The sequence below is a fragment of the Enterobacter sp. Lyrl_3 genome, from assembly GCF_051948675.1.
Taxonomy (GTDB): Bacteria; Pseudomonadota; Gammaproteobacteria; order Enterobacterales; family Enterobacteriaceae; genus Enterobacter; species Enterobacter cloacae.
In genome coordinates this window covers 50963-76460 of record NZ_JAYJLI010000016.1, presented here as the reverse complement: position 1 = coordinate 76460, position 25498 = coordinate 50963, and the positions used below count along the sequence as shown (strand labels likewise).

Sequence of the window (25498 nt, the reverse complement as noted above, 5' to 3'; positions counted from 1 at the left end):
TCCAGCCCTGGTTGTTTTATATTCCGTCACTGTTGCTTATTTAGACATTATAGTCTTTTATTAATGGTGTTATAAACGAAGCGGCGAATGGGACATTTTTAGTACAGGACGTTTGGGTACGGGAGAGACACATGCGAATTAAACCTGACGATAACTGGCGCTGGTATTTTTGTGAAGAGCATGATCGAATGATGCTCGATTTAGCCAATGGCATGTTGTTCCGTTCTCGTTTTGCGCGTCGAATGTTAACCCCGGACGCTTTCTCCCCGTCTGGCTTTTGTGTAGACGATGCTGCGCTTTATTTCTCCTTTGAAGAGAAATGCCGTGACCTGCTGCTCTCAAAAGAACAGCGTGCCGAACTGATATTAAACGCGCTGGTGGCGATTCGTTTTCTGAAACCGCAAATGCCGAAAAGCTGGCATTTTCTGCCGCATGATATGAACTGGACGCCGTCCACGGGCGATGCGGCCAGCGTCAATCTGAGCGATACCGCAGAAGAGGTGAGTTTACTGGTGGTGGAACCTGGCGAAAATGCCGCGCTTTGTCTGCTGGCCCAGCCCGGCGTGACCATTGCCGGGCGGACGATGCAGCTCGGGGATGCCATTAAGGTCATGAATGACAGGCTGAAACCGCAGCTGCGCGTGGATTCATTCAGCCTGGAACAGGCGGTTTAAGCTTCCAGCTGTATCGACGTTTTTGGAATACAGCTGCAGCACAGGATCGTCCCGTCATCACCGATTGCGGATTTCTTCAGCGCACTGACATCGCCCCCGACCAGCTTGATTCGACAGCAACCACAGATACCCGCCCGACAGGAATACGGGATACGGATCCCGGCTTGCTCCAGCTGCTCAAGTATCACCTGCTGATTGTTACCCCGTATAACGCGGCCCTGCCAGTGAATATCCACTGCCGAACTGGCTTGCGTCTCAACCTCTACCGTTTCTTCTTCCTGACCCGCACCGTACACGCGCGCAGGCCCACGGGTGAGAATTTCCACCTCGTCACCCACGCGGATCACTCCGCTTGAACGCGGAATAAGATTCTGGCCGAAATCCACGTCGCCATTATCCTGCGCGGTACGGAATGATTGCAGGGTTTTCAGCGGTTCGCCGGAAGGATGCTTCAGGCCTTTCTCCGGACTTACGGTGGTGAAAATGCAGCGGCTGCACGGCTTCACGACATCAAAAATGACGCTGCCGATGCGGATGACTTTCCAGGTATCTTCCCCCCAGGCTTCCGTACCGGTCACCACCAGATTCGGGCGAAATTGCTCCATCTGCACGCTGGCCTTACAGCGACGCTGCAGGTCACGTAGCGAGGCTTCGCTGGTTAACAGGAACGGGAAACCATCGGCAAACGAGAGGGGAACCGCGTCGTGGCGCTTGACGCGTCGCGTCAGCGCCGGACCGACCCAGCGCAGCTGTACCTCGCGGGAGAAGAAGCCGCTCAGCCAGCGGTTAATTTCGTCCGGAGCGATGCGAGCGGTAAAATGATTGCCCCACACTTCCGTTGGCGCATCGACAGGCGCAAAATCAGCAAAGCGAATCACCACGCTTGAGCCATCCGGGGCGGTGAGGTGCAGGCCGTCATGCAGCGGCGAAGGCGTAAAGCGCACCATCTGCGGGAACTGGCGTGCGGTAATGAACGTACCGTCAGGCTCGGTGACCATAAAAATACGATCGAAGGCAAATCCACTGATGTCAGCCAGGGCGTGAGAAACGCCGATACCGCGCATGGATTTCACCGGATGAATAAAAAGCCTGGATAACGTCGCCACTGTGCACAGTCCCTCGAATGAAAATAAGCCTTCAACTTTATGACATACACGTCATATTAGCTATAATGCGCGACAATTTTCTTAGAGTAAAAGTGACGATATGAATTCTCTGTTTGCCAGTACGGCCCGTGGGCTGGAAGAGCTGTTAAAAACTGAACTGGAAGCCCTGGGCGCGCAAGAGTGCCAGGTGGTTCAGGGTGGTGTCCATTTTGAGGGCGACACACGGCTTATTTACCAGAGCCTGATGTGGAGCCGCCTGGCGTCGCGCATCATGCTGCCGATGAAAGAGTGCAAGGTCTACAGCGATCTTGATCTCTATACCGGCGTACAGATGATCGACTGGACAGAGATCTTCACGCCAGACGCGACCTTCGCGGTGCATTTTAACGGTGTAAACGATGAGATCCGCAACAGCCAGTACGGCGCGCTGCGTGTGAAAGATGCCATCGTGGACTGCTTTACCCGTAAAAACAAAGAACGACCAAACGTCGATCGTGAAAACCCGGATCTGCGCATTAACGTCTGGCTCAATGGCGATACCGCCAGCATCTCTCTGGATCTGAGCGGGGCAGGTCTGCATCTGCGTGGTTACCGCGATCGCACCGGTATGGCGCCCATCAAAGAAACGCTGGCTGCCGCCATCGTGATGCGCTCCGGCTGGCTGCCGGGCACGCCGCTGCTCGACCCAATGTGTGGTTCCGGTACGCTGCTGATTGAAGCCGCGATGCTGGCCACCGACCGCGCTCCCGGCCTGCATCGCGGCCACTGGGGCTTTAGCGGCTGGGCGCAGCACGATGAAGCACTCTGGAAAGAGGTCAAAGCCGAAGCGCAGGCCCGTGCGCGTAAAGGCCTGGCGGAGTACACCTCCCATTTCTATGGATCGGACAGCGACCCGCGCGTCATTGAACGCGCGCGCAGCAATGCCCGTCGCGCAGGTATCGGTGAGCTGGTGACCTTTGAAGTGAAAGATGTCGCGAACCTGACCAACCCGCTGCCGAAAGGCCCCTACGGTACCGTTATCAGCAACCCGCCATACGGCGAGCGTCTGGATAGCGAACCGGCGCTAATTGCCCTGCACAGCCTGCTGGGCCGCAATATGAAAGACTACTTTGGCGGCTGGAATCTTTCCCTGTTTAGCGCTTCACCAGAACTGCTGAGCTGTCTGCAGCTGCGCGCCGATCGCCAGTTTAAGGCGAAGAATGGCCCGCTGGACTGTGTGCAGAAAAACTACCATCTGGCAGAGAAAGCGGCGGACAGCAAACCGTCCGGTGTGGCGGAAGATTACGCTAACCGTCTGCGCAAGAACCTGAAGAAATTTGAAAAATGGGCCAAACAGGAAGGCATTGAATGCTATCGCCTGTATGACGCCGATCTGCCGGAGTACAACGTGGCGGTTGACCGCTATGCAGACTGGGTGGTGATTCAGGAATATGCTCCACCAAAAACCATTGATGCGCAAAAAGCGCGCCAGCGCATGCTGGACGTGATCGCAGCGACGATTGCCGTGCTTGGCATCGCGCCAAACAAACTGGTGCTGAAAACCCGCGAGCGTCAGAAAGGGAAAAACCAGTATCAGAAGATGGGTGAGAAGGGCGACTTTATTGAAGTGGGTGAATACAACGCTCGCCTGTGGGTTAACCTGACGGATTACCTCGATACCGGGCTGTTCCTCGACCACCGCATTGCCCGTCGTATGCTGGGCCAGATGAGCAAAGGTAAGGACTTCCTTAACCTGTTTTCCTACACCGGTAGCGCCAGCGTGCATGCGGGCCTGGGCGGCGCGCGCAGCACCACTACGGTGGATATGTCGCGCACCTATCTGGAGTGGGCGGAGCGCAACCTGCGTCTCAATGGCCTGACCGGACGCCAGCATCGTCTGATGCAGGCCGATGTCCTGGGCTGGCTGCGTGACACCGATGAACAGTTCGATCTGATCTTCATCGATCCGCCAACGTTCTCCAACTCCAAGCGTATGGAGGATAGCTTTGATGTACAACGCGATCACCTGCGCCTGATGACCGACCTGAAGCGCCTCCTGCGTAAAGGCGGCACGATTATGTTCTCGAATAACAAACGCGGTTTCCGCATGGATCACGACGGCCTGGCCGCTCTGGGACTGAAAGCACAAGAAATCAGCCAAAAAACGCTGTCTCAGGACTTTGCCCGTAATCGTCAGATCCATAACTGCTGGCTTATCACCGCGGCCTGAAAGGAAAAATAAATGTCTTTAATTAGTATGCACGGTGCGTGGCTCTCCTTCAGCGACTCACCGCTTCTCGACAATGCTGAACTGCACATCGAAGACAACGAACGCGTCTGTCTGGTGGGCCGTAACGGCGCGGGTAAATCCACGCTGATGAAAATCCTCAACCGCGAGCAGGGTCTGGATGACGGGCGTATTGTTTACGAGCAGGATCTGATTGTCTCCCGCCTGCAGCAGGATCCGCCGCGTCATGTCACCGGCAGCGTGTACGATTTCGTAGCGGAAGGGATTTCGGAGCAGGCTGAATACCTGAAGCGCTATCACGAGATTTCTCATCTGGTGATGACCGACCCGAGCGACAAAAATCTTAACGAACTGGCGAAAGTCCAGGAGATGCTCGATCACCACGGCCTGTGGCAGCTGGAGAACCGTATTAACGAGGTGCTGGCTCAGCTGGGCCTGGAGCCGGATATGCAGCTGTCTGCGCTATCTGGCGGCTGGTTGCGTAAGGCGGCACTGGGCCGCGCGCTGGTCAGCGGGCCGAAGGTGCTGCTGCTGGATGAACCAACCAACCACCTGGACATTGAAGCGATCGACTGGCTTGAAGGGTTCCTGAAAACTTTCAGCGGTACCATTATCTTCATCTCCCACGACCGTTCCTTCATTCGCAATATGGCGACGCGCATTGTCGATCTCGATCGTGGCAAGCTGGTCACCTATCCCGGCGATTACGATACTTATCTGCTGGAAAAAGAAGAAAACCTGCGCGTGGAAGAGCTGCAAAACGCCGAATTCGACCGCAAACTGGCACAGGAAGAGGTGTGGATCCGTCAGGGTATCAAAGCCCGCCGTACCCGCAACGAAGGCCGCGTTCGTGCCCTGAAAGCGATGCGTCGTGAACGCAGCGAACGTCGCGAAGTGATGGGCAGCGCCAAAATGCAGGTAGAAGAGGCCTCCCGTTCCGGCAAGATCGTCTTCGAGATGGAAAACGTTAACTATCAGGTTGACGGGAAAGTGCTGGTGAAAGACTTCTCCGCCCAGGTCCAGCGCGGGGATAAAATCGCCCTGATTGGCCCAAATGGCTGTGGTAAAACCACGCTGCTGAAGCTGATGCTGGGCCAGTTGCAGGCGGATAGCGGCCGAATTCACTGCGGTACCAAACTGGAAGTGGCCTATTTTGACCAGCACCGCGCGGAGCTGGATCCGGACAGAACGGTGATGGATAACCTTGCTGAAGGTAAGCAAGAGGTCATGGTAAACGGTAAGCCGCGCCATGTGCTGGGCTATCTCCAGGACTTCCTGTTCCACCCTAAACGGGCGATGACCCCAGTGCGTGCGCTGTCTGGCGGTGAGCGAAACCGTCTTCTGCTGGCGCGGTTATTCCTGAAACCAAGCAACCTGTTGATTCTCGATGAACCAACCAACGACCTCGATGTCGAAACGCTCGAACTGCTGGAAGAGCTGATCGATGGTTATCAGGGCACCGTGATGCTGGTGAGCCACGACCGTCAGTTCGTTGACAACACCGTGACCGAATGCTGGATCTTCGAAGGCGAAGGGCGGATTGGTCAATATGTGGGTGGCTACCACGACGCGAAAGGGCAGCAGGCACAGTCGCTGGCGCAAAAACAGGCGAAGTCTAAAACAACGACTGAACCTGTTGTAACAAAAGCAGAAACTGTCAAGAAAACCTCGGCTAAACTAAGCTATAACCTGCAGCGCGAACTGGAGGGTTTGCCTCAGCGTCTTGAGGAGCTGGAGGCCGCGCTGGAGGCGCTGCAAGCGCAGGTTGCCGATGCATCCTTCTTCACCCAATCGCACGACTATACTCAAAAAGTCCTGGCCGAATTGTCCGCAGCTGAAAAAGCTCTGGAAGAAGCATTTGAGCGCTGGGAGTACCTTGAGTCTCTGAAAAACGGCGCATAAACAGGGATAACATATGTGTGACCAGCACCATGCCGACAGGCATATATTATGCTCGCAATGCGATATGCTCGTGGCGTTGCCAGAGCTTGGTCACGGACATAAGGCCCTGTGCCCGCGTTGCGGCACAACGTTGACAACCGAATGGGACGCGCCAAGACAGCGTCCCACGGCGTATGCGCTGGCCGCGTTGTTCATGTTGCTGCTCTCTAATCTCTTCCCCTTCATCTATATGAAGGTGGGAGGGATGACAAGCCAGGTTGATCTGCTTGAAATTCCGGGGGTGATGTTCTCGGAAGATTACGCCAGCCTCGGCACCTTCTTCCTTCTGTTTGTGCAGATCGTTCCGGCTTTTTGTCTGGTTGTCATCCTTTTGCTGGTCAACCGCGTAAAAATGCCCGCAGCCCTGAAAATCAAACTGGCGCGAGTCCTGTTTCAGCTTAAAAGCTGGGGGATGGCCGAGATTTTTCTGGCGGGTATTCTGGTCAGCTTCGTAAAGCTGATGGCCTACGGTGACGTGGGGATTGGCAGCAGCTTTATCCCGTGGTGTCTCTATTGTGTGCTGCAGCTGCGCGCATTCCAGTGCGTTGACCGGCGTTGGGCATGGGATGATATCGCTCCGGCTCCCACACTTGCCCAGACGGTGAAGGTTGGCGTGCCGGGGATCCGCCAGGGACTGCGCTCTTGCTCCTGCTGTACTGCCGTGCTGCCCGCGGATCTGGACGTCTGCCCACGCTGTGAAACCAAAGGCCATGTGCGACGCAAAAATAGCCTGCAGTGGACCATGGCGCTGCTGGTGACCTCTGTGATGCTGTATCTTCCCGCGAATATTCTGCCGATCATGATCACCGATTTGCTCGGTGACAAAATGCCCTCGACGATCCTCGCCGGGGTGATATTGCTGTGGGGCGAGGGATCTTATCCGGTGGCTGGGGTGATTTTTATCGCCAGTATTATGGTGCCTACCTTAAAAATGATCGCGATTGCCTGGCTCTGCTGGGATGCGAAAGGGCACGGCAAACGCGATAGCGAACGCATGCACCTCATTTATGAAGTTGTCGAGTTTGTTGGACGCTGGTCAATGATTGACGTGTTTGTCATTGCCGTTCTCTCTGCACTGGTGCGGATGGGCGGTTTGATGAGTATTTATCCTGCGATGGGGGCTTTAATGTTTGCGCTGGTCGTGATTATGACCATGTTTGCGGCCATGACCTTCGATCCTCGTTTATCGTGGGATCGTGAGCCTGAATCAAGCCATGAGGAAGAGTAAGAGCATGGAAAATAAGAGTGGAGAGGCGAAAGTGCAGAAGGTCAAAAACTGGTCACCGGTGTGGATTTTTCCCATCGTGACGGCGCTGATCGGTGCATGGATCCTGTTTTATCATTACAGCCATCAGGGACCGGAAGTGACGCTCATCACCACCAATGCCGAGGGGATTGAGGGCGGTAAAACGACCATCAAAAGCCGCAGCGTGGATGTAGGGGTGGTTGAAAGCGCCACCCTGACGGATGATTTAACGCATGTAGAAATTAAAGCGCGGTTAAATGCCGGGATGGAAAAGCTGCTTCACGGTGACTCCGTTTTTTGGGTGGTTAAACCGCAGGTCGGACGGGAAGGGATCAGTGGTTTAGGCACGCTGCTCTCGGGCGCGTATATTGAGCTACAGCCGGGGGCAAAAGGGGCGCAGCCAGCCCAGTATCAGCTTTTAGACTCTCCACCGCTAGCCCCGCCTGATGCAAAAGGGATCCGCGTGATTCTCGACAGTAAAAAAGCGGGCCAGCTCTCACCTGGCGACCCGGTGTTGTTCCGCGGCTATCGTGTTGGCTCGGTCGAGACCAGCACCTTTGATCCGCAAAAAAGGACCATCAGCTATCAGCTGTTCATCAATGCGCCAAACGATCGTCTGGTGACCAGCAACGTACGCTTCTGGAAAGACAGCGGGATCGCGGTCGATCTCACCTCAGCAGGTATGCGCGTTGAAATGGGGTCGCTGACCACCCTGTTTGGCGGCGGCGTCAGCTTTGACGTGCCGGAAGGGCTGGATCTGGGGCAGCCGGTGGCCGAGAAAACGGCCTTCAGGCTCTTTGACGATCAAAGAAGCATTCAGGACGCGCTCTATACCGATCATATTGATTACCTGATGTTCTTTAAAGATTCCGTCCGCGGCCTGCAACCGGGTGCGCCCGTTGAGTTCCGCGGTATTCGTCTGGGTACGGTGGGACAGGTGCCGTTCTTTGTGCCGGGACTTCAGCAAGTACTTGATGATGGCTATCGTATTCCGGTGCTGATCCGCATTGAGCCAGAGCGCCTGGTTAACCAGATTGGTGAGAATCAGGATATCGGCGCGCATATTACTGATTTGATGAACCGTGGCTTGCGCGGCTCGCTGAAGACCGGCAACCTGGTGACCGGTGCGCTGTATGTGGATATGGATTTCTATCCAAAAGCTCCGCCGATTACCGGTATCCGTGAATTTGGCGGCTACAAGATCATTCCAACGGTGAGCAGCGGTCTGGCTCAAATCCAGCAGCGTCTGATGGAAACGCTGGACAAAATCAACAATCTGCCACTGAATCCGATGATTGAAGCGGCGACAGGTTCGTTGCATCAGAGCCAGGAGACAATGCAGCGTCTGCAAACCACGCTGGATAACATCAATAAGCTCACGGCAAGCCAGAGCATGCAGCAGTTGCCGCAGGATATGCAGAAAACGCTGCGTGAACTGAATCGTAGCATGCAGGGCTTCCAGCCTGGTTCGGCGGCCTACAACAAGATGGTGGCTGATATGCAGCGTCTTGATCAGGTCTTGCGCGAACTACAGCCCGTACTGAAAACGCTCAATGAGAAGAGCAACGCGCTGGTGTTTGAAGCAAAAGATAAAAAGGATCCTGAGCCGAAGAGGGCGAAACAATGAAAAAATGGCTAGCGATTGTAGGTGCGATGGTGCTCACGGCCTGTAGCTCAGGGAGTGAAACGAAAAGCTACTATCAGCTGCCGCTGATGACGCAGGCGGGTACACAGAGCACCGCCTCGCAGGGCAACCGTCTGCTGTGGGTTGAGCAAGTGGCTGTGCCAGATTATCTGGCCGGCAACGGGGTGGTTTACCAGACCAGCGATGTGCAGTATGTGATTGCGAATAATAACCTGTGGGCCAGCCCGCTGGATCAACAGTTACGCAATACGCTGGTGGCGAATCTCAGCAGCCAGCTTGCGGGCTGGGTTGTCGCCTCCCAGCCTCTTGGAAGCGACCAGGACACGCTGAACGTGACGGTAACGGGCTTCCATGGTCGTTATGACGGTGCCGTTGTCATCAGCGGAGAATGGCTGCTTAACCATCAGGGACAGCTAATTAAGCGTCCGTTCCATCTGGAGCTCAAGCAGCAAAAAGATGGCTATGATGAAATGGTGAAAGTGCTTGCCCAGGGGTGGGCACAGGAATCGGCCAACATCGCGAGAGAAATCTCCCGGCTGCCATAAGTAAAATTCATCATCAAAAACCGCAATCGGTGTGCCACTGATTGCGGTTTTTTTTTCGGTTTTACGTCAGACCGTTACTTGTCCCGGGTCACAATTTTTGTACAAATGATCTTCTGGCTAGCTCACAAATATGACATCCGTATGAATTTTGAACGTTGACGCTACGACTAATTCGGGGTATTCGTTATCTGTGCCTGCACGCATTGTGCAGTCACTGTTTTCTTTCCACCAGACAAAAGAATGAGGGAAACGAGGCATGAAGAGACAGAAACGAGATCGCCTGGAACGGGCTCATCAACGTGGTTATCAGGCCGGCATCGCTGGACGATCTAAAGAAATGTGTCCTTATCAGACGATTAATCAAAGGTCACAATGGCTGGGAGGCTGGCGAGAAGCCATCGGCGACAGGGCACTCATAGCCTGATAACGTCTCTTTAAAAACAGAAACCTCCGCAATGCGGAGGTTTCGCCTTTCTGAAGCCGCGTAAAGCAGCGTTTAGAAAGCAGATGTATCCTGGAACAGGCCCACTTTCAGGTCGTTCGCGGTATAGATCAGACGGCCGTCTACCAGCACTTCGCCATCCGCCAGGCCCATAATCAGGCGGCGGTTAACAATGCGTTTGAAGTGAATACGATAGGTCACTTTCTTCGCAGATGGCAGAACCTGACCTGTGAATTTCACTTCACCCACGCCCAGCGCACGGCCTTTACCTTCGCCGCCCAGCCAGCCCAGGTAGAAGCCAACCAGCTGCCACATCGCATCCAGGCCCAGGCAGCCAGGCATTACCGGATCGCCAATAAAGTGGCAACCGAAGAACCACAGGTCCGGATTGATATCGAGTTCTGCTTCTACGTAACCCTTATCGAAGTTGCCGCCGGTTTCGGTCATTTTCACGACACGGTCCATCATCAGCATGTTCGGGGCCGGTAACTGTGGGCCTTTCGCGCCAAACAGTTCACCGCGACCAGAGGCAAGAAGATCTTCTTTTGTATAGGATTCGCGTTTATCTACCATGTTCTCAGTAAGCCTTATTTTAGTGAAGGACGCAGGATAGCTAACACGTGTACGCTGAACAAGTCCGATCAGTTTGAACTAAACCAACCTAACCAGCGTAACGGCCACGGATAACGATGACGAGCATCTTGCTGGGTCGCCTGAGCAATGCGCTCCTGGATGGTCTGCATCAGGGTCGTTTGTCCCTCGCCGTCCCATACCAGGTTTGTCAGTAAGGGTAGTGCATCCTCGACGCCTTCGATGGCCCAGAGGGAGAATTGTCCCTGCTCTACCGCATCCAGCAGTGCCTGGCTGAGGCTTAAATGGCGTGCGTTGTGGGCTGGAATAATCACACCCTGTTTGCCGTTTAACCCGCGTTGCTGACAAATAGAGAAGAAGCCCTCAATCTTTTCATTCAGGCCCCCCACTGGCTGGGCACGACCAAATTGATCGACCGAACCGGTAATGGCGATGTTCTGATTGATCGGGACTTCCGCCAGGGCGCTGATTAAGGCACACAGCTCGGCCATAGAGGCGCTATCACCATCCACTTCGCTGTAGGATTGCTCAAACGTCAGCGAGGCAGAGAAGGGGATTTGTTGCTCAAGCTGCAGCTCTGACATCAGGAACGCCTGCATGATCATCATGCCTTTGGCGTGGATGTTTCCACCCAGCTCGGCTTTCCGTTCGATGTCGGTAAACTCGCCATCGCCAATATGGACGACGCAACTGATGCGTGAAGGCTCGCCAAACGCACGCGGATGCCCGGGAAATTCAATCACCGACAGGGCATTGATCTGTCCGATGCGCTCGCCTTCGGTCTCGACCAGAATTTGCTCCAGCAGAATTTCATCCTGCATACGATCGGCCAGATAGCCTTCCCGCCACTCTCTTTGGGCCAGCATCTGGGAAAGTTGCTCACCGGTAAATGCGCTATTCCCACTGATCGCACCCACTTCACGCAGCTGTTTGCTGATCCAGAGCGGACACAGCGGCAGCGTCTCCTGGTCACCGGTATAGCGAACCGCTTCGCGGATAAGTCCTGGCCAGGCGTCAGCCGCAGGCGTCGGCAGGGCAAAGCGGGCAGCAACGGCCATCACCCACTGACACCACTGCGCCATGTCATCGGCATCAGCAATCTGAATATTGTCTTCGTACTCGCTGTACACTGCCTGTGCAGCCAGCTCCGGCTCCATTTCCTGGAAATCAGCCAGCGATTCACGGTCACCCGTCAGCACCACGGTCAACGACAGCGGCATGGAAGGGACAGAGACCGGCAGAGGACGAGACTCGTCATAGCCCACCCAGTCAAATCGTTGCTGGCTCACAATCGTTTTCAGGCGCATCCATAGCAGCGGCTGGGAGAGCAGGGTACGCAGGGAAATGATCAGTACGCCGCCATTGGCGCGATGCACCAGGCCCGGTTGCAGCGATAACTCACCGTTGAACTGGCGAAGGCAACCAAAGAGTTGTTCGGCCTCGGCCCAGTTAGCGGATACCACTTCGCCCTTTACCGCAAAACGGCCATCAGCCTGTTCTGCGGGTTCGAAAGAGACATCATGTCCTGAAATACGATACTGGCCGCCGTAAATAGCATTGGCTTCCGGCTGCAACTGGCGCATGGCATCACCCAGAAGCGTTAAATACTCGGCTTCTTCCGGGGCTTTGAGCAGCATGAAGGGAGATGTCGCCCACGGGCTTAACACCTGCTCCAGTGCGTAATGCAAACGCGGTTGTGTATCGCTAAGTATGAATTCGTGTTCTTGTGCGAGGTCTGGCTGTGCAAACAATTCCTGATAGCTTTCGGTATCCGGAACAAGGTCACGCCATGCAAGTTTCGTAATGGTCAAAGTTGATGTTTTTTAGTCAGATGTAAAACCGTGGAGTATACCGTAAGCGGGGGGCTCTTCCCAAGCAGGATTGGGGTTTTCGGGAAGCGAATCGCCTGCAATGCTTCACAGGATATGATTTCTTTTCAGCAGATTGCTAAAAAACTGATATTCTGAACAGAGTTACGTGGTAACACTGAGATCGCAATGAAATATCAACAACTGGAAAATCTCGAAAGCGGCTGGAAATGGAAGTACCTGGTCAAGAAGCACCGAGAAGGGGAGCTGATTACCTGCTACATCGAAGCCAGCGCCGCACAAGAGGCCGTGGATATTTTGCTGACCCTCGAAAATGAACCGGTACAGGTGAATGGCTGGATTGAGAAACATATCAATCCGGCACTGTTGAACCGGATGAAGCAAACTATCCGCGCACGACGCAAACGGCATTTTAATGCTGAGCATCAGCACACCCGTAAAAAATCCATCGACCTCGAATTCATGGTCTGGCAGCGTCTTGCAGGGCTTGCGCAACGGCGGGGAAAAACGTTGTCAGAAACGGTGGTGCAGTTGATTGAAGATGCCGAGCATAAAGAGAAATACGCCAACCAGATGTCTACGCTGAAGAACGATCTTCAGGCGCTGCTGGGTAAAAAATAACTTTTGAGTTTCTTCAGATAATAAAAAACCCCGCATCGCGGGGTTTTTTTATAAGACGATAACTTAAGCCGCTGGCTGAGTTACAACGTCTTTAACGCCTTTAACTTCGATCTCTACGCGACGATCTGGTGCCAGGCAGTCGATCAGAGCAGCGCGAGCTTTAACGTTGTCACAGGTGTTGCCAGTAACTGGGTTAGATTCGCCCATACCACGTGGGGAGATCTTGTTAGCTGGGATACCTTTAGAGATCAGGTAATCAACAACAGACTGAGCACGTTTCTCAGACAGTTTCTGGTTGTAAGCGTCAGAACCGATGCGGTCGGTGAAGCCCAGAACCACTACAGAACCGTCTTTAGGATCCAGGTTGCTCAGCTGGGTGTACAGCTGATCCAGTGCCTGCTGACCTTCTGGTTTCAGGGTCGCTTTGTTGAAGTTGAACAGAACGTCAGACTTCAGAGTGAAGTGCTTGGTCTGTACTTCTGGAGCTGGAGCCGGCGCTGGAGCAACAACTGGTGCTGCATCTTCCTGCTGGCCGAAGCGGTAGGAAACACCTACGCTCAGCATGCCGTTGTCTGGACGAACACCAACGGTAGCACCGTCACCGATGTTGTTAACCCACTGGTATTCCAGACGGGTAGCGATGTCACGGGTCATAGCCCACTCAACGCCACCAGCGAATACTGGGGAAACACCAGTGTCGTGGTCGTCGCCAGCGTTGCTGTTGCTGGAGTCAGCGCGCCAAACCATGCCGCCCAGACGGGTGTACACGTCCAGATCGTCAGTTACTGGGTAACCCAGTTTAGCAGTCAACTGAACGCCCTGAGCTTTGAAAGCGCCATTGGTTTCGTTGCCTTTGTAAGGCATACGACCTAACCAGTCGTAACCCATTTCAAAGCCAACATACGGGTTAACCTGATAGCCACCGAACGCACCTGCACCAAGCTGGCTCTCGTGAGTCGGGCCATCATTGTTGTTTGCGCTGTTGTACCAGCCGGTGTCATGGAACTGAGACCAGCCCAGTTTACCACCTGCATACCAGGTATTATCTTTCGGAGCGGCCTGCGCTACGGTAGCGAAGCCAGCCAGTGCCACTGCAATCGCGATAGCTGTCTTTTTCATTTTTTGCGCCTCGTTATCATCCAAAATTCGCCATGAAAATCTCAATCGAGAATCACGGTTAAATCCTTCACCGGGGGGCGTGGTCAAATATAAATCTACCGATATCTTCGGCTTAGGCCGAGCACCCCTGGCGATGTAAAGTCTACAACGTAGCTGAAAACTTACAAGTGTGAAGTCCGTCAGGCATATGAAAAAAAAAGTTCCGTATACCGATTATTTAACAATTTCTGAACGAAATTTGTGCAATAAAATTAAGAAGAACCGCACCAGACAAGCCTTGCCGCCGTTTTGGACGATGGAACTAAAAGCGCATCTTAAGGTCGAAAAAAATTCCAGGAAAACTCTTAAATTTGCTCAGTGATACAAATTTGAGTGAATTTTTAGCCCAGAAAGTTGTCCTCTGCGGTAAGAATCCTGGCGAACCGGGCGCATGATAAAGCCGATCGCATTGCCTTCTTCTGCCGCTTCGGTGAGGCGAAAATGTTCCTGCTCCGTCAATTCGTCTGATAACCATCCAATCACCACACTGTAATTCCCTGTACGTAATGCCCGGATCATCGACTCAACCGTATCGCAAGGAGAGAGTTGGTTAATTTGCATGACCTTCGTCAGCGGCAGGCCTGCAGACTGAACCCATTCCCGGCTCAGTTTCTGCTGCGGCGTCAGCCAGAGCTGCCAGCGCGATTGCTGACCAAGCTGCTGCAAGAGCGGCAGTAACAGAAGTTGGGTCAACAGGGGCTGGTCTTCACGATAAACCACTTCACTGATAAGCCCTGTCGAAACACGCCCGACGGCGTTCTGTGCGACATCGCCAGCGGTAGAAGAGAAAGATGTTGAGCGATTTGCATAGCCTGAAGTGTACATAATCATTCCAGCCCTGTAGTTACTGTATGAATATACAGTAACCCCTGTATGCATAAAGATCAACCTCAATTTCGGAAAGCGACTCGCAAAATTCATTCATTCCTGGCGAACCTGAAAAAATCATCTTGCTCATCGGCAATAAGTTGCCTATTTTCCTGTTAACGGATCCGTTAGTAAGAAATGTCGTCGTTAATATCTGATTTTTAATGGAAATATCATGAAAAAGATATCTTATGAACGGATTTATAAATCCCAGGAATACCTCTCTCCATTAGGAGAAATTCATCATCGTGCGCTTTTTGGTGGCTATACCCTGGCCGTCGATGAGGCGGTGTTTGCCATGGTGTCAGACGGTGAGCTTTACCTTCGCGCCTGTGAGGAAAGTGCGAAGTACTGTGTAAAAAACGGATCCTCCTTTTTGACCTTAATGAAACGTGGCCGGCCGATCCTTCTCAACTATTATCGTGTGGATGACGGTCTCTGGCAGGACAGGGAGCGGCTGCTTCAGCTTTCCTCTTACGCGCTTAATGCCGCGCGTAAAGAGCGCATCCAGCGCTACCAGCGAAACCGGCTTAAGGATCTGCCCAACCTGACTTTTCAGCTGGAAGTCCTGCTCTGTGAAGCCGGGATTACCAACGAAGATACCCTCCGGTCGCTGGGAGCCAGAACGAGCTGGCTAAAGCTGCGGGCAAAAAATAAAGCGCTCAGTATCAAAGTACTGTTTGCCCTGGAAGGGGCGATTGAGGGCCTGCATGAAGCGGCACTCCCGGCGGAAATTCGCCGGGAGCTGACGGAGTGGTTTAATGCGCTGCCTGAGCCACAGGAGAATCGCTCCTCCAGGTAGCGATTTGCTGTTGCAGTCGGCAAATTTCTGGCAGCAGAGCGATAAGCAGACCAATCTGCTGGAGAACCAGCGGCGCTTTGCTGTCGTTTCCTGGGTCAAGATGCGCAATCCGTTGAGCCAGTTCATCCAGCGCCTGCTGGACACGCGGTTGATCGGCTGGGCGGTGATGTAGCGCATCATCGACATAGCAGACAGCATCATCCAGCAAGGCAAGGATGCCCGGGTTTGTCAGTTTTTCGCGGTGGGCACCGAGCGTTGAGATATAGCTGGTGAAGGTATGGTTCAGGCACAGCAGGCGGAAAGCCGTTTCACGAATTTCTGCCGTGGCGCGCGGCTCCGTTGACATATTCGAGACTACGGAAGCCAGTTCAGCATCGCTGTTATGCGCATCACGTCGGGCAATGCGGTAAGCCAGACGGTTATCGCGTCCCTGGTGGTACTGTTCAAGAATGGCATCCAGATAGCGGCAGTTGGCATTCATCGCCCTGTCCAGGACGCGCGGCAAATTACGAAAACGCCAGTCGGGCCAGATAAAACTCACTGCCGCCCAGGCGATAGCACAGCCGAGCAGCGTATCGATCACGCGGGGCAGGGCAACTTCAAACCCTTCGCCCAGCAGATTAAAGCAGAGTAGCACCAGCAGAGTGATGAACATCGTCGCGTGGGCGTACTGCACATTACGAAAGGCGAAGAACAGCACCCCGGTGATCACGATCAGGATCAGCTGGCCTTCCACCGAGGGCACAAAATAGAGCACCGGTAGCCCGATTGCGACCCCCACCAGCGTGCCGATAATACGCAGCGCCAGGCGGTGTCGGGTAGCGTTATAGTTCGGCTGGCAGACGAACAGGCTGGTCAGCAGGATCCAGTACCCGTGATGTAAACCGGTTATCTGAATAAAGGCGTAACCCACGCACAGCACCAGCGACATGCGTACCGCATGGCGAAACAGGGCAGATTCCGGCGTAAAGTTTCGGCTTAACCGGAGCCACATATCGCTAAAACTGTGCACGCTGTCATCCGCGAGCTGACTGTCCGCCTCATTGCCCGGTAGCGCCATGGCCTGTTCAGACTCAATCGTTGCCAGCTGAGCATCAATCGCCCGCAGGTTATTGAGCAAAAATCCCAACGCTTTGATGTGCTCCGGCGACGTTCCGCTGGCTCGCACGCGGTCAATTGCCGCATCAAGATGGCTGAACACGCGTTCAAAGCGTGGATCGTGTTGATAAGGCGTGCGCAGCAGAATGGAGCGCGCCAGCTGCTGGCACGCTTGGGACTGCATGGAAAGCAGACGCTGGAAGCGGAACATAACGTCGCTGTAGCGAAACTTCTCGCGCAGGGCCGCATACTGAACATGAGACGAGCTGGCGCGTTCATGAATATCCTGAGCGGCAAAGTAATAGTGCAGCGTTCTGCGCGTCCCTCGCTGGCCACGGTCGCCGCGAAGCCGGGTAAGCAGCGACGCTTTTGTCTGGTTAAGCGTGGCGACAAGCTGGCCGTTCGCCAGAGCCAGATCGTAGAGCGGAGCCTGGCTCTCCTCTTCAATATCCGGGTCAAACAGCCGGGATTTGAGCTCAAGATAGTGGGCCAACTGCTCGTAACTGCGGGCAAGGTTATCCTGCAGAGGGCGAACCGGGAAGATCAGATGGCCGGTTAACGTCAGCAGGTTATACCAGATGGCCCCCAGCAACAGCAGTACAGGCTGCTGATACCATTGGTCGTAAAGCGACACCCCCAGCATGGTGTAGATGGCAATCAGCAGGGCGCCAAACGCGATGGTGGCATAGCGCTGCCCCAGCCCACCCAGCAAAATAAACCCGCTGGTGGAAAGCGTAAGGCCTAATGCAAACAGCCATGGCCACGGGAACAGCAACTCCACGGACGCGGAGGCAATAAAAAAACAGATAAGGGTGATGACCAGGTTGCGCAGACGCCCGGCAAGGCGATCGTCGAGATCCGCCAGCGCTCCCGCAACCACCCCCAGCGTGAGCGGAATGGTGAGCTTGACATCGTTCAGCCACCACGGCAGCGCAACCGTGCCGCAAAGTGCGATAAAAATCCTGACGTTATAGAGCCAGGAGCTGTTCCAGGTGTAACGGCGAAGCAGTGGGCTTAGCATAGACGCGGCCAGTCCTTAATCACTGAAAACGACGACGTGCATTCGCTTCACGCGCCGCCTGGGCCACTTCGACCGGAACTACCCTGCGCCCGACAGGCCACAGAGCGATGGCGGCGATCTTAAAGTTCGCGATCCCCACCGGAATACCAATGATTGTGATGCACTGCGCAATACCGGCAAAAATATGCATTACGCACAGCCACCAGCCGAAGAAAATCAGCCACAGAATGTTCAGCACGGTTCCGCCCGTGTTCATCAGCGCGCTTTTATTCTCCGGGTTCAGTTCGTCAACGTGAACCGCTTCATTCCCGTAAGGGATAAAGGAGAGTTTGGTGATTTCCCAGCAGGAGCGGGTCAGGGGAAGCGTAAAAATCAGGACGATGCTCACCAGGGTGGCAAAAAGCCAGGAAAGGGTGGTGGCAAAACCGCCCAGCACAAAATTCAACACATTCAGAACGGTACGCATAAACCCTCACTTCCTTTCGATAAAATTAACGCCCAATGATTGTAACGTTTTTTTTGGCTGGAGCACCTTAAAACTGGCAGTTAAACTATCAGGCAATTATCTCTTCGTGGATCCGGCTGGATATGGAACTGAAAGCAACTTCAATGGGCAAACGCCTGGCGCAACACCCTTACGACAAGGTTGTCCTCCTCAACGCGGGAGTAAAGGTCTCCGGTGAACGCCACGAATACCTCATTCCGTTCAATCAACTCCTGGCCATCCACTGCAAACGCGGGCTGGTATGGGGCGAACTGGAGTTTGTGCTCCCTGCAGATAAAGTCGTACGTCTTCACGGTACGGAGTGGGGCGAAACCCAGCGTTTTCATCATCATCTGAACCAGCTCTGGCAGCAGTGGAGTCACGATATGAGCGTGATAGCCGCACAGGTCCTGCAGCAGGTGCTGAGTGATATCGCGCAGAGTAATGCCCAACAAACGTGGCTGACCCGTCAGCAGACCGCCGGTCTGCAGCAAAAAATCAGGCAGGCGCTGACGGCGCTGCCGTTACCGGTGACGCGCCTCAATGAGTTTGATAATTGCCGTGACGCCTGGCGACAGTGTCAGGCCTGGCTGAGCGACGCAGACAAGAGCCGGCTGGCGCATAACCAGGCGTGGACTGACGAAATTCTCACCCGCTATGCCGATTTCTTCAGTACGGTGGAGTCGTCGCCGCTGAATCCTGCCCAGGCTCGCGCCGTGGTTAACGGCGAACAATCGCTGCTGGTGCTCGCGGGAGCCGGGAGCGGAAAAACGTCCGTACTGGTCGCGCGGGCGGGGTGGTTGCTGACAACGGGCGAGGCCGTCGCCGATCAGATCCTGCTGCTGGCGTTTGGTCGCAAGGCGGCGCAGGAGATGGACGAACGCATTCAGGAGCGTTTGCACACCCGGGATATTACCGCCCGAACCTTCCATGCCCTTGCCCTGCATATCATTCAGCAGGGCAGCAAAAAAGTCCCTTCCATCAGTAAACTGGAAAACGACACCCAGGCGCGTCAGGCCCTGTTTATTAAGGCGTGGCGGCAGCAGTGCAGCGAGAAAAAAGCGCAGGCGAAAGGGTGGCGACAATGGCTGGAAGACGAGCTCAACTGGGACGTGCCGGAAGGCAGTTTCTGGCAGGATGAAAAGCTGGCGCGTCGGCTTGGCTCGCGTCTCGACCGCTGGGTGAGCCTGATGCGTATGCACGGCGGAACGCAGGCTGAGATGATTGAGAGTGCGCCGGAGGACATCCGCGCGCTTTTTTCAAAGCGGGTCAAACTGATGGCACCGCTGCTGAAAGCCTGGAAAACGGCGCTGAAGGAGGAAAACGCCGTCGACTTCTCAGGCCTGATCCATCAGGCCATCATCATTCTGGAGAAGGGGCGCTTTGTCAGTCCGTGGAAACATATTCTGGTTGATGAGTTCCAGGATATCTCTCCGCAGCGTGCCGCGCTGCTTTCGGCGTTACGGGCGCAAAATAAACATACCTCTCTGTTTGCCGTCGGGGATGACTGGCAGGCCATCTACCGCTTTAGCGGCGCGCAGCTTTCACTGACCACCGCGTTCCATCACTATTTTGGCGAAGGCGATCGCAGCGATCTGGATACCACCTACCGCTTTAACTCCCGAATTGGTGAAATTGCGAACCGCTTTATTCAGCAGAACCCCCATCAGCTGGCCAAGCCGCTTAATAGTCTGAGGGCGGGAGATAAAAAAGCCGTAACCCTGCTGGCGGACGACCAGCTTGAGCCGCTGCTGGACAAACTCAGCGGCTACGCAAAGCCAGATGAACGTATTCTGGTGCTGGCGCGTTATCACCATCTAAAACCTGCGGCGCTGGAGAAGGCGGCGACTCGCTGGCCGAAGCTGCAGCTTGATTTTATGACCATCCACGCAAGCAAAGGCCAGCAGGCCGATTACGTCATTGTGGTCGGGCTGAAAGAGGGGAGCGATGGGTTCCCGGCCCCTGCCCGTGAGTCGGTGATGGAAGAAGCATTACTGCCGGTACCGGAGGATTTCCCGGATGCCGAAGAGCGGCGTTTGCTGTACGTGGCGATCACCCGCGCGCGTCATCGCGTGTGGCTGCTGTTCAACAAAGAGGAGCCGTCAGTGTTTGTCGATATTCTGAAGAGTATTGATGTGCCGGTGGCGCGCAAGCCGTAGCGGGATTGCCGGGTGGCGGCTTCGCCTGACCCGGCCGACAAAACTCGTTGGCCCGTGCAAGCGTAGCGCCGCCGGGCATAACGCTACTTCAGTCTCTCGGAAAGATAACGCTGATAATCCGGGATGAGAATTTCAACCGGCGAGTTGAACTGCGGTGATTCAATGATGAAATCCGCCGTCGACAGGTTTGTCGCCACCGGAATATTCCAGACGGTGGCAAGACGCAGCAGCGCTTTCACGTCCGGGTCATGCGGAACCGCATTCAGCGGATCCCAGAAGAAGATCAGAACATCAATTTTCCCCTCAGAAATCTGTGCGCCCACCTGCTGATCGCCACCCATCGGGCCGCTCAGCATGGCGTTCACCTCCAGACCCGTTTCGCGGTGGATAAGGTTACCGGTGGTGCCCGTCGCCGAGAGGGCGTGCTTTTCCAGCAAGGACTGATGGCGACGAACCCAGTTAAGCAGCATTTGTTTACAGTGATCGTGCGCAACCAGCGCAATGTGCTTGCGTGCCGGTAATGTGCGTGTTGTCAGTTCCATAATCATATCCATCAGGTTAACTGGCTACACGATGACGGGAACCGCCTGATGCTGCAAGAGAAAGGCGAAAAAAATGTGGCTTACGACGAAGGTTGTTGCTTCACCCACTGTAAAAAACGGGCTCGCGTGTCGGGATCGGCCTGCTGGAACCAAAATTTCAGGCGTTGTTCTGTCAGCGTCTGGGATTGAGGGGGGATCACATCCAGCTCTGAGACGCCGGACAGCAGCGTACTGTCGTCAGCCATCATGGAGGCAAACCGGGGCAGCGAGGCGCGCTTACCCGCTTTGTTATAAGCTTGCGTTGCGGCCTCATAATCTGTGCCCGTCGATGACGACGTCAGCGCCAGAATATCCAGCTTCACCGGGATCGGGGTGGCATCGCCATCCACCAGTTCCACACGCGGCGAGGCGTCAAACGTCGCCGACTCTTTTTCCGTTTCCAGACGCGGCAACGTAAAGTTCACCTGGCTTACCTGCTGGGTATTAAAGCTCATAATCAGCGGGGGAGAGAGATACGTTCGTTGTTCATGATTAGCAAGGCGGATGGTTTTTTCCACCCGGAACACCACCTGATGAGGGCCGTTATCCAGTTCGATGCTGTCGGCACCGCGTAATAACGAACTGGAGACTTTTTTCCCGTCCAGCACCAGCAGGTCAATGTCGGAAGAAAGCCGAAGCGTGGTTGCAAAAACGCAAACCGGCATCACTAACGCAATCACAGCAGTGGCAAGGCCGGCTTTCATAGGGGCTCCTGTTTAACGTACGCTTACCGCGATAATGTATCTAAATTTGTCGATAATCATGTTTACTAACATATAGACATATTCTGGCCTTTTGCTCTCATACATCTGTATGGGATGGATGGTTGAGATGTGCGCTTTGACATACACTTGTTAAAAAGCCAGGAGGAAAAGCATGAAAGAGAATGATATTGCCGAGATTTTGACGTCCACACGCACCATTGCGCTGGTGGGGGCGAGCGATAAACCGGATCGTCCAAGCTATCGGGTAATGAAGTACCTTCTCGATCAGGGCTACCACGTCATCCCTGTGTCACCAAAAGTGGCCGGTAAGACCTTGCTGGGCCAGCAAGGATACGCCACGCTAAACGACGTACCGGAAAAGGTTGATATGGTGGATGTGTTCCGTAATTCCGAGGCTGCATGGGGCGTGGCGCAGGAGGCCATTGCCATCGGTGCGAAAACGCTGTGGATGCAGTTAGGCGTTATTAACGAACAGGCTGCGGTGCTGGCGCGCGAGGCGGGGCTGAAGGTGGTGATGGACCGCTGTCCGGCGATTGAAATCCCCCGGCTGGGGCTGACAAAGTCATAAAAAAAAGCCCGTTATCGGGCTTTTTTTACACGCTTAGTTCCGCAGGCGCGGAGCCTGTAACTGTTTGCGGATAGTCTGAGCCAGTTCATCCATCGTGGGTTGCTCCGGATGCTCATCCTGCAATTCACTGCTTAGCTGCGCCTCAGCAAGATAAGTATGGACGGGTTGTCCATCATCACCTTCCATCACCACATGGTACCAGGGTGCGGCGCGAAGCTCTGCGTTCACCGCCAGCTCATCCGCCGACGGTTCATCAAGGGAATACTCCGGGTCGATATCCACGACCACACCCAAATACCCGAGCAAAGTGTGGCGGACCTGCTGGCCGATACCGAATTTGCTGGCAATCATAGTCACCTCCCGGGAAACACTACTTACACTCTATGTGCGGGCAATATTTCTCTTTTCAAGTTACATGACGCGACAGGCAAACCCTTTCAGATACAGCCCTTCCGGGTAGGTAGCGATCACCGGGTGATCGGCTGCCTGACGGAACTGCTCTATAAATTGTACATCACGACCAGCATCTATTGCGGCATCGGCGATGATTTTCTGAAATAAATCTGTGGTCATCAGTCCAGAGCAGGAGAAGGTGAGCAGCACGCCGCCTGGGTTCAACAGCTGAATGGCCAGCATGTTGATATCTTTATAGCCGCGGCAGGCACCCATCAGCTGGCTTTTGTTCTCCACAAACTTAGGCGGATCCATCACGATAACGTCAAACTTCTCACCCTGATCGCGATATTTACGCAGCAGTTTGAAGACGTCGTCGCGAATGAATTCGGCTTTGCTCAGATCCAGCTTGTTCAGCTCGACGTTCTGTTTTGCCACATCCAGCGCTTCCTGAGACGTATCCACGCTCACCACCTGCGCGCAGCCGCCCATTAAAGCCGATACCGCAAAGCCGCCGGTGTAAGAGAAGCAGTTGAGCACGCGTTTGTCGGCAACGTACTGACGCGTGGCCAGACGGCTGTCACGCTGGTCGAGGTAATAGCCCGTTTTATGACCACCCTGAATATCCACCAGCAGCTTCATGCCGTGTTCTTCGATAGGCAGCAGGGCAGGCGGCAGTTCGCCGGTCACCGGACCCTGGGTCAGTTCCATTCCCTCTTTTTTACGCACAGCCACATCGCTGCGGTCATAGATGGCGCACTCCGGGAACAGAGACTGCAGGGCGCTTATCAGCGCGGCGCGCTGGTATTCCGCCCCAGCGCTCAGTAACTGCAGGACCAGGAAGTTACCGAAGCGGTCAATGGTCACGCCCGGCAGACCGTCGGACTCTCCGGCAATCAGGCGGTAGCTGTCCAGACCATCGCGTTTGGCCAGCCAGTCGCGCCACTGCTGCGCCTGCTGCAAACGACGCACGAAGAAGTCGATATCGATGGTTTCATCTTTGTCGAAGGTCCAGACGCGCGCGCGGATCTGGGAGGCTGGCGAGTAAGCGCCTCGTGCTAACCATTTCCCCTGATGGTCAACAATATCAATGGTTTCACCGAGGCTGGCTTTACCTTCCATACGGGCAACCGCGCCGGAAAAGACCCAGGGATGACGGCGCAGTAATGACTTCTCGCGCCCTTTGGCTAACACTAAACGTACACTCATAATTTGCTATTCTGTCGATTCAAGAAAATGGCCGCCATTTTCCCGAGTTCGCCGGGGAAATGCAACGCGCCAGACGGATAAGGAGAAGGAAGATGTCAAAAGTCTGCACTATCGCCTGGGTTCACGGCGTTGTTCAGGGCGTGGGCTTCCGCTACAGCACGCAGCGCGAGGCCGTTCAGCTTGGGCTAACGGGATATGCGCGAAACATGGATGATGGCAGCGTTGAGGTGGTCGCCTGTGGCGAAGCAGAGCAGGTTGAAAAACTGCTGGCGTGGCTGAAAGCGGGTGGGCCGCGCAGTGCCCGGGTTGATAAGGTCTTAACCGAACCGCATCAACCCGGCCGGGAATACATGAACTTCGGTATTCTCTACTAAATGCATTTCACCGGTTTAGGCAGGCCGGCAATTTTGGTGGCCTGTTTGGCCGGGCCTTTCGGGAACAGACGATACAGATAGCGGCTATTGCCTTTCTCTTCACCGAATTTATTGGCCATGGCTTTAACCAGCATCCGGATAGCCGGAGAGGTATTGAATTCGAGATAGAACTCGCGCACAAAGCGCACCACTTCCCAGTGCTCAGGGGAGAGCGCGATCGCCTCTTTTTCTGCAATCACTTCCGCCAGCGCCTCGCTCCACTGGTGGCTGTCTTTCAGATAACCGTCGTTATCGGTTTCGATCTCTTTACCTTCAAAGCTCAACATAGTTATTCACGCATCAGTCAAAAACCGCCGCAGTGTACCAAAAAACAAAGCCCCGCATAAGCGGGGCTCGGTACACAACACTCTGGCTTAATCCCGGCTGGCGAAGCCCAGGATGCTCAGCAGGCTGACGAAGATGTTGTACAGCGACACATACAGGCTCACGGTGGCGCGGATGTAGTTGGTCTCACCGCCGTGAATGATGTTGCTGGTTTCATACAGGATCGCGCCGGATGACAGCAGGATAAACACCGCGCTAATCGCCAGGTGCAGGGCAGGGAGCTGCAGGAAGATGTTAGCCACCATACCAATCAGCACCACCACGATACCTGCCATCAGCATACCGCCGAGGAAGGACATGTCCTTGCGGGTGGTCAGCACGTAGGCGGAGCAGCAGAAGAACACCAGCGCGGTGCCGCCCAGCGCCATACCGATCACATCACCCATGCCGGCAGACAGGTACGCGTTCAGGATTGGCCCCAGGATATAACCCAGGAAGCCAGTAAAGGCGAACGCGGAGAGAATACCGACCGGTTTGTCAGCGGTTTTGTAGGTCAGGAACATCAGACCGTACATCCCCACCAGCGTCAGGATCAGCCCCGGAGACGGCAGCATCAGCACGGTGCTGGCGGTGGCGGTGATCGCCGAAAACGCCAGCGTCAGGCTGAGCATAAAGTACGTATTGCGCAGCACCTTGTGGGTGCTGAGTAGCGATGTGCGGTCGCGTGAGGAAGTAATTATACGATCCATGAGTCACTCTCTTATGACAGATGTAATTAACGGAAAGAATAGGAAACGGCGCGCCAGTCTCAAAGTGGTTTTACCCATCTTTACTCAGCAGGTTAGCGCCGGAGCTGGTTATTTATTCT

General features: G+C 54.6%; 25 protein-coding genes. 12 read left to right on the top strand and 13 right to left on the bottom strand.

The features are described 5' to 3' along the window. The first annotated feature begins 131 nt into the window (after window positions 1–131). Complete coding sequence (zapC, locus tag VF709_RS20855) at window positions 132–674, top strand: cell division protein ZapC (protein ID WP_020689696.1); 543 nt, start codon at window positions 132–134, stop codon at window positions 672–674. Here zapC and VF709_RS20850 read toward each other — a convergent pair. Then, entirely contained in the window at window positions 671–1780 is a 1110-nt protein-coding gene (locus tag VF709_RS20850; protein ID WP_149896601.1) for a YcbX family protein, read from the bottom strand. The genes zapC and VF709_RS20850 overlap by 4 nt on opposite strands. Before the next feature lie 100 nt (window positions 1781–1880). Here VF709_RS20850 and rlmKL point away from each other — a divergent pair, with 100 nt between their 5' ends. From rlmKL to rmf, 6 genes are all read left to right on the top strand, one after another. Beyond that, a complete protein-coding gene (gene rlmKL / locus VF709_RS20845; RefSeq protein ID WP_045902768.1) occupies window positions 1881–3989 on the top strand; it encodes a bifunctional 23S rRNA (guanine(2069)-N(7))-methyltransferase RlmK/23S rRNA (guanine(2445)-N(2))-methyltransferase RlmL in 2109 nt (702 codons plus the stop codon). Between the two features lie 12 nt (window positions 3990–4001). Next, window positions 4002–5909 carry an ABC transporter ATP-binding protein gene (locus VF709_RS20840; RefSeq protein WP_029883226.1) on the top strand — a complete coding sequence of 636 codons (1908 nt, stop codon included), beginning with the start codon at window positions 4002–4004 and terminating at the stop codon, window positions 5907–5909. A 13-nt stretch (window positions 5910–5922) separates the two neighbouring features. Next, window positions 5923–7176, top strand: a complete 1254-nt coding sequence (pqiA, locus tag VF709_RS20835; RefSeq protein WP_028027912.1) for a membrane integrity-associated transporter subunit PqiA — start codon at window positions 5923–5925, stop codon at window positions 7174–7176. A gap of 4 nt (window positions 7177–7180) precedes the next feature. Next, window positions 7181–8821 (top strand): intermembrane transport protein PqiB, encoded by a 1641-nt coding sequence (pqiB, locus tag VF709_RS20830; RefSeq protein ID WP_440232244.1) that lies wholly within the window; start codon window positions 7181–7183, stop codon window positions 8819–8821. Continuing rightward, entirely contained in the window at window positions 8818–9384 is a 567-nt protein-coding gene (pqiC, locus tag VF709_RS20825; RefSeq protein WP_149896603.1) for a membrane integrity-associated transporter subunit PqiC, read from the top strand. Before pqiB ends, pqiC begins: the two co-directional genes overlap by 4 nt. A gap of 256 nt (window positions 9385–9640) precedes the next feature. Beyond that, on the top strand, window positions 9641–9808 hold the full coding sequence (gene rmf, locus VF709_RS20820) for a ribosome modulation factor (RefSeq protein ID WP_013097261.1): 168 nt from the start codon (window positions 9641–9643) through the stop codon (window positions 9806–9808). 72 nt (window positions 9809–9880) lie between these two features. Here the strand turns inward: rmf and fabA are convergent, their stop codons facing one another. After that, window positions 9881–10399 carry a bifunctional 3-hydroxydecanoyl-ACP dehydratase/trans-2-decenoyl-ACP isomerase gene (gene fabA, locus VF709_RS20815; protein ID WP_013097260.1) on the bottom strand — a complete coding sequence of 173 codons (519 nt, stop codon included), beginning with the start codon at window positions 10397–10399 and terminating at the stop codon, window positions 9881–9883. Between the two features lie 68 nt (window positions 10400–10467). Beyond that, window positions 10468–12228, bottom strand: a complete 1761-nt coding sequence (locus VF709_RS20810; RefSeq protein ID WP_149896604.1) for an AAA family ATPase — start codon at window positions 12226–12228, stop codon at window positions 10468–10470. A 186-nt stretch (window positions 12229–12414) separates the two neighbouring features. Between VF709_RS20810 and matP the strand changes: the two genes are divergently transcribed. Continuing rightward, the gene (gene matP, locus VF709_RS20805; protein ID WP_013097258.1) at window positions 12415–12867 is read left to right on the top strand and encodes a macrodomain Ter protein MatP; all 453 of its coding nucleotides are present in this window, start codon (window positions 12415–12417) and stop codon (window positions 12865–12867) included. 63 nt (window positions 12868–12930) lie between these two features. On the opposite strand, the gene ompA is transcribed toward matP, so the two are convergent. After that, window positions 12931–13986: a porin OmpA gene (ompA, locus tag VF709_RS20800; RefSeq protein WP_044158562.1), complete on the bottom strand. Its 1056-nt coding sequence runs from the start codon at window positions 13984–13986 to the stop codon at window positions 12931–12933. Between the two features lie 354 nt (window positions 13987–14340). Further along, window positions 14341–14850 (bottom strand): SOS-induced cell division inhibitor SulA, encoded by a 510-nt coding sequence (gene sulA / locus VF709_RS20795; RefSeq protein ID WP_013097256.1) that lies wholly within the window; start codon window positions 14848–14850, stop codon window positions 14341–14343. A 217-nt stretch (window positions 14851–15067) separates the two neighbouring features. Between sulA and VF709_RS20790 the strand changes: the two genes are divergently transcribed. After that, window positions 15068–15694 (top strand): TfoX/Sxy family DNA transformation protein, encoded by a 627-nt coding sequence (locus VF709_RS20790; RefSeq protein ID WP_013097255.1) that lies wholly within the window; start codon window positions 15068–15070, stop codon window positions 15692–15694. Here the strand turns inward: VF709_RS20790 and yccS are convergent. Together yccS and VF709_RS20780 are read right to left on the bottom strand one after the other, a co-directional pair. Further along, window positions 15651–17813 carry a YccS family putative transporter gene (gene yccS, locus VF709_RS20785; RefSeq protein ID WP_013097254.1) on the bottom strand — a complete coding sequence of 721 codons (2163 nt, stop codon included), beginning with the start codon at window positions 17811–17813 and terminating at the stop codon, window positions 15651–15653. The genes VF709_RS20790 and yccS overlap by 44 nt on opposite strands. 19 nt (window positions 17814–17832) lie before the next feature. After that, window positions 17833–18279 carry a YccF domain-containing protein gene (locus tag VF709_RS20780; protein ID WP_013097253.1) on the bottom strand — a complete coding sequence of 149 codons (447 nt, stop codon included), beginning with the start codon at window positions 18277–18279 and terminating at the stop codon, window positions 17833–17835. 122 nt (window positions 18280–18401) lie between these two features. Here VF709_RS20780 and helD point away from each other — a divergent pair, with 122 nt between their 5' ends. After that, entirely contained in the window at window positions 18402–20456 is a 2055-nt protein-coding gene (gene helD, locus VF709_RS20775; protein ID WP_440232243.1) for a DNA helicase IV, read from the top strand. 83 nt (window positions 20457–20539) lie between these two features. Here the strand turns inward: helD and mgsA are convergent, their stop codons facing one another. Continuing rightward, the gene (gene mgsA, locus VF709_RS20770) at window positions 20540–20998 is read right to left on the bottom strand and encodes a methylglyoxal synthase (protein WP_013097251.1); all 459 of its coding nucleotides are present in this window, start codon (window positions 20996–20998) and stop codon (window positions 20540–20542) included. Window positions 20999–21078: 80 nt separating this feature from the next. Beyond that, a complete protein-coding gene (gene csgI / locus VF709_RS20765; protein ID WP_023619904.1) occupies window positions 21079–21741 on the bottom strand; it encodes a curli synthesis inhibitor in 663 nt (220 codons plus the stop codon). Window positions 21742–21913: 172 nt separating this feature from the next. On the opposite strand from csgI, the gene VF709_RS20760 reads away from it, so the two are divergent. Beyond that, the gene (locus VF709_RS20760) at window positions 21914–22330 is read left to right on the top strand and encodes a CoA-binding protein (RefSeq protein ID WP_013097249.1); all 417 of its coding nucleotides are present in this window, start codon (window positions 21914–21916) and stop codon (window positions 22328–22330) included. Between the two features lie 33 nt (window positions 22331–22363). Here the strand turns inward: VF709_RS20760 and hspQ are convergent, their stop codons facing one another. Both hspQ and rlmI read right to left on the bottom strand, forming a co-directional pair. Next, window positions 22364–22681 (bottom strand): heat shock protein HspQ, encoded by a 318-nt coding sequence (hspQ, locus tag VF709_RS20755; protein WP_013097248.1) that lies wholly within the window; start codon window positions 22679–22681, stop codon window positions 22364–22366. Between the two features lie 60 nt (window positions 22682–22741). Continuing rightward, window positions 22742–23932 carry a 23S rRNA (cytosine(1962)-C(5))-methyltransferase RlmI gene (gene rlmI, locus VF709_RS20750; protein ID WP_013097247.1) on the bottom strand — a complete coding sequence of 397 codons (1191 nt, stop codon included), beginning with the start codon at window positions 23930–23932 and terminating at the stop codon, window positions 22742–22744. Between the two features lie 92 nt (window positions 23933–24024). Here rlmI and yccX point away from each other — a divergent pair, with 92 nt between their 5' ends. Next, window positions 24025–24306, top strand: a complete 282-nt coding sequence (gene yccX, locus VF709_RS20745) for an acylphosphatase (protein WP_149896605.1) — start codon at window positions 24025–24027, stop codon at window positions 24304–24306. Here the strand turns inward: yccX and tusE are convergent. Then, a complete protein-coding gene (tusE, locus tag VF709_RS20740; protein WP_013097245.1) occupies window positions 24303–24632 on the bottom strand; it encodes a sulfurtransferase TusE in 330 nt (109 codons plus the stop codon). The genes yccX and tusE overlap by 4 nt on opposite strands. A gap of 87 nt (window positions 24633–24719) precedes the next feature. After that, the gene (gene yccA / locus VF709_RS20735; RefSeq protein WP_013097244.1) at window positions 24720–25379 is read right to left on the bottom strand and encodes an FtsH protease modulator YccA; all 660 of its coding nucleotides are present in this window, start codon (window positions 25377–25379) and stop codon (window positions 24720–24722) included. Window positions 25380–25498 lie beyond the last annotated feature (119 nt).

Coding starts and splice junctions, on each gene's coding strand:
- VF709_RS20840 (WP_029883226.1), top strand. CDS start 4,002: ATGTCTTTAATTAGTATGCACGGTGCGTGGCTCTCCTTCAGCGACTCA.
- VF709_RS20790 (WP_013097255.1), top strand. CDS start 15,068: ATGAAAAAGATATCTTATGAACGGATTTATAAATCCCAGGAATACCTC.
- VF709_RS20760 (WP_013097249.1), top strand. CDS start 21,914: ATGAAAGAGAATGATATTGCCGAGATTTTGACGTCCACACGCACCATT.
- yccX (WP_149896605.1), top strand. CDS start 24,025: ATGTCAAAAGTCTGCACTATCGCCTGGGTTCACGGCGTTGTTCAGGGC.
- zapC (WP_020689696.1), top strand. CDS start 132: ATGCGAATTAAACCTGACGATAACTGGCGCTGGTATTTTTGTGAAGAG.
- fabA (WP_013097260.1), bottom strand. CDS start 10,399: ATGGTAGATAAACGCGAATCCTATACAAAAGAAGATCTTCTTGCCTCT.
- rlmKL (WP_045902768.1), top strand. CDS start 1,881: ATGAATTCTCTGTTTGCCAGTACGGCCCGTGGGCTGGAAGAGCTGTTA.
- pqiB (WP_440232244.1), top strand. CDS start 7,181: ATGGAAAATAAGAGTGGAGAGGCGAAAGTGCAGAAGGTCAAAAACTGG.
- ompA (WP_044158562.1), bottom strand. CDS start 13,986: ATGAAAAAGACAGCTATCGCGATTGCAGTGGCACTGGCTGGCTTCGCT.
- rmf (WP_013097261.1), top strand. CDS start 9,641: ATGAAGAGACAGAAACGAGATCGCCTGGAACGGGCTCATCAACGTGGT.
- VF709_RS20780 (WP_013097253.1), bottom strand. CDS start 18,279: ATGCGTACCGTTCTGAATGTGTTGAATTTTGTGCTGGGCGGTTTTGCC.
- yccA (WP_013097244.1), bottom strand. CDS start 25,379: ATGGATCGTATAATTACTTCCTCACGCGACCGCACATCGCTACTCAGC.
- matP (WP_013097258.1), top strand. CDS start 12,415: ATGAAATATCAACAACTGGAAAATCTCGAAAGCGGCTGGAAATGGAAG.
- mgsA (WP_013097251.1), bottom strand. CDS start 20,998: ATGGAACTGACAACACGCACATTACCGGCACGCAAGCACATTGCGCTG.
- pqiA (WP_028027912.1), top strand. CDS start 5,923: ATGTGTGACCAGCACCATGCCGACAGGCATATATTATGCTCGCAATGC.
- csgI (WP_023619904.1), bottom strand. CDS start 21,741: ATGAAAGCCGGCCTTGCCACTGCTGTGATTGCGTTAGTGATGCCGGTT.
- rlmI (WP_013097247.1), bottom strand. CDS start 23,932: ATGAGTGTACGTTTAGTGTTAGCCAAAGGGCGCGAGAAGTCATTACTG.
- tusE (WP_013097245.1), bottom strand. CDS start 24,632: ATGTTGAGCTTTGAAGGTAAAGAGATCGAAACCGATAACGACGGTTAT.
- yccS (WP_013097254.1), bottom strand. CDS start 17,813: ATGCTAAGCCCACTGCTTCGCCGTTACACCTGGAACAGCTCCTGGCTC.
- pqiC (WP_149896603.1), top strand. CDS start 8,818: ATGAAAAAATGGCTAGCGATTGTAGGTGCGATGGTGCTCACGGCCTGT.
- sulA (WP_013097256.1), bottom strand. CDS start 14,850: ATGTACACTTCAGGCTATGCAAATCGCTCAACATCTTTCTCTTCTACC.
- helD (WP_440232243.1), top strand. CDS start 18,402: ATGGAACTGAAAGCAACTTCAATGGGCAAACGCCTGGCGCAACACCCT.
- hspQ (WP_013097248.1), bottom strand. CDS start 22,681: ATGATTGCCAGCAAATTCGGTATCGGCCAGCAGGTCCGCCACACTTTG.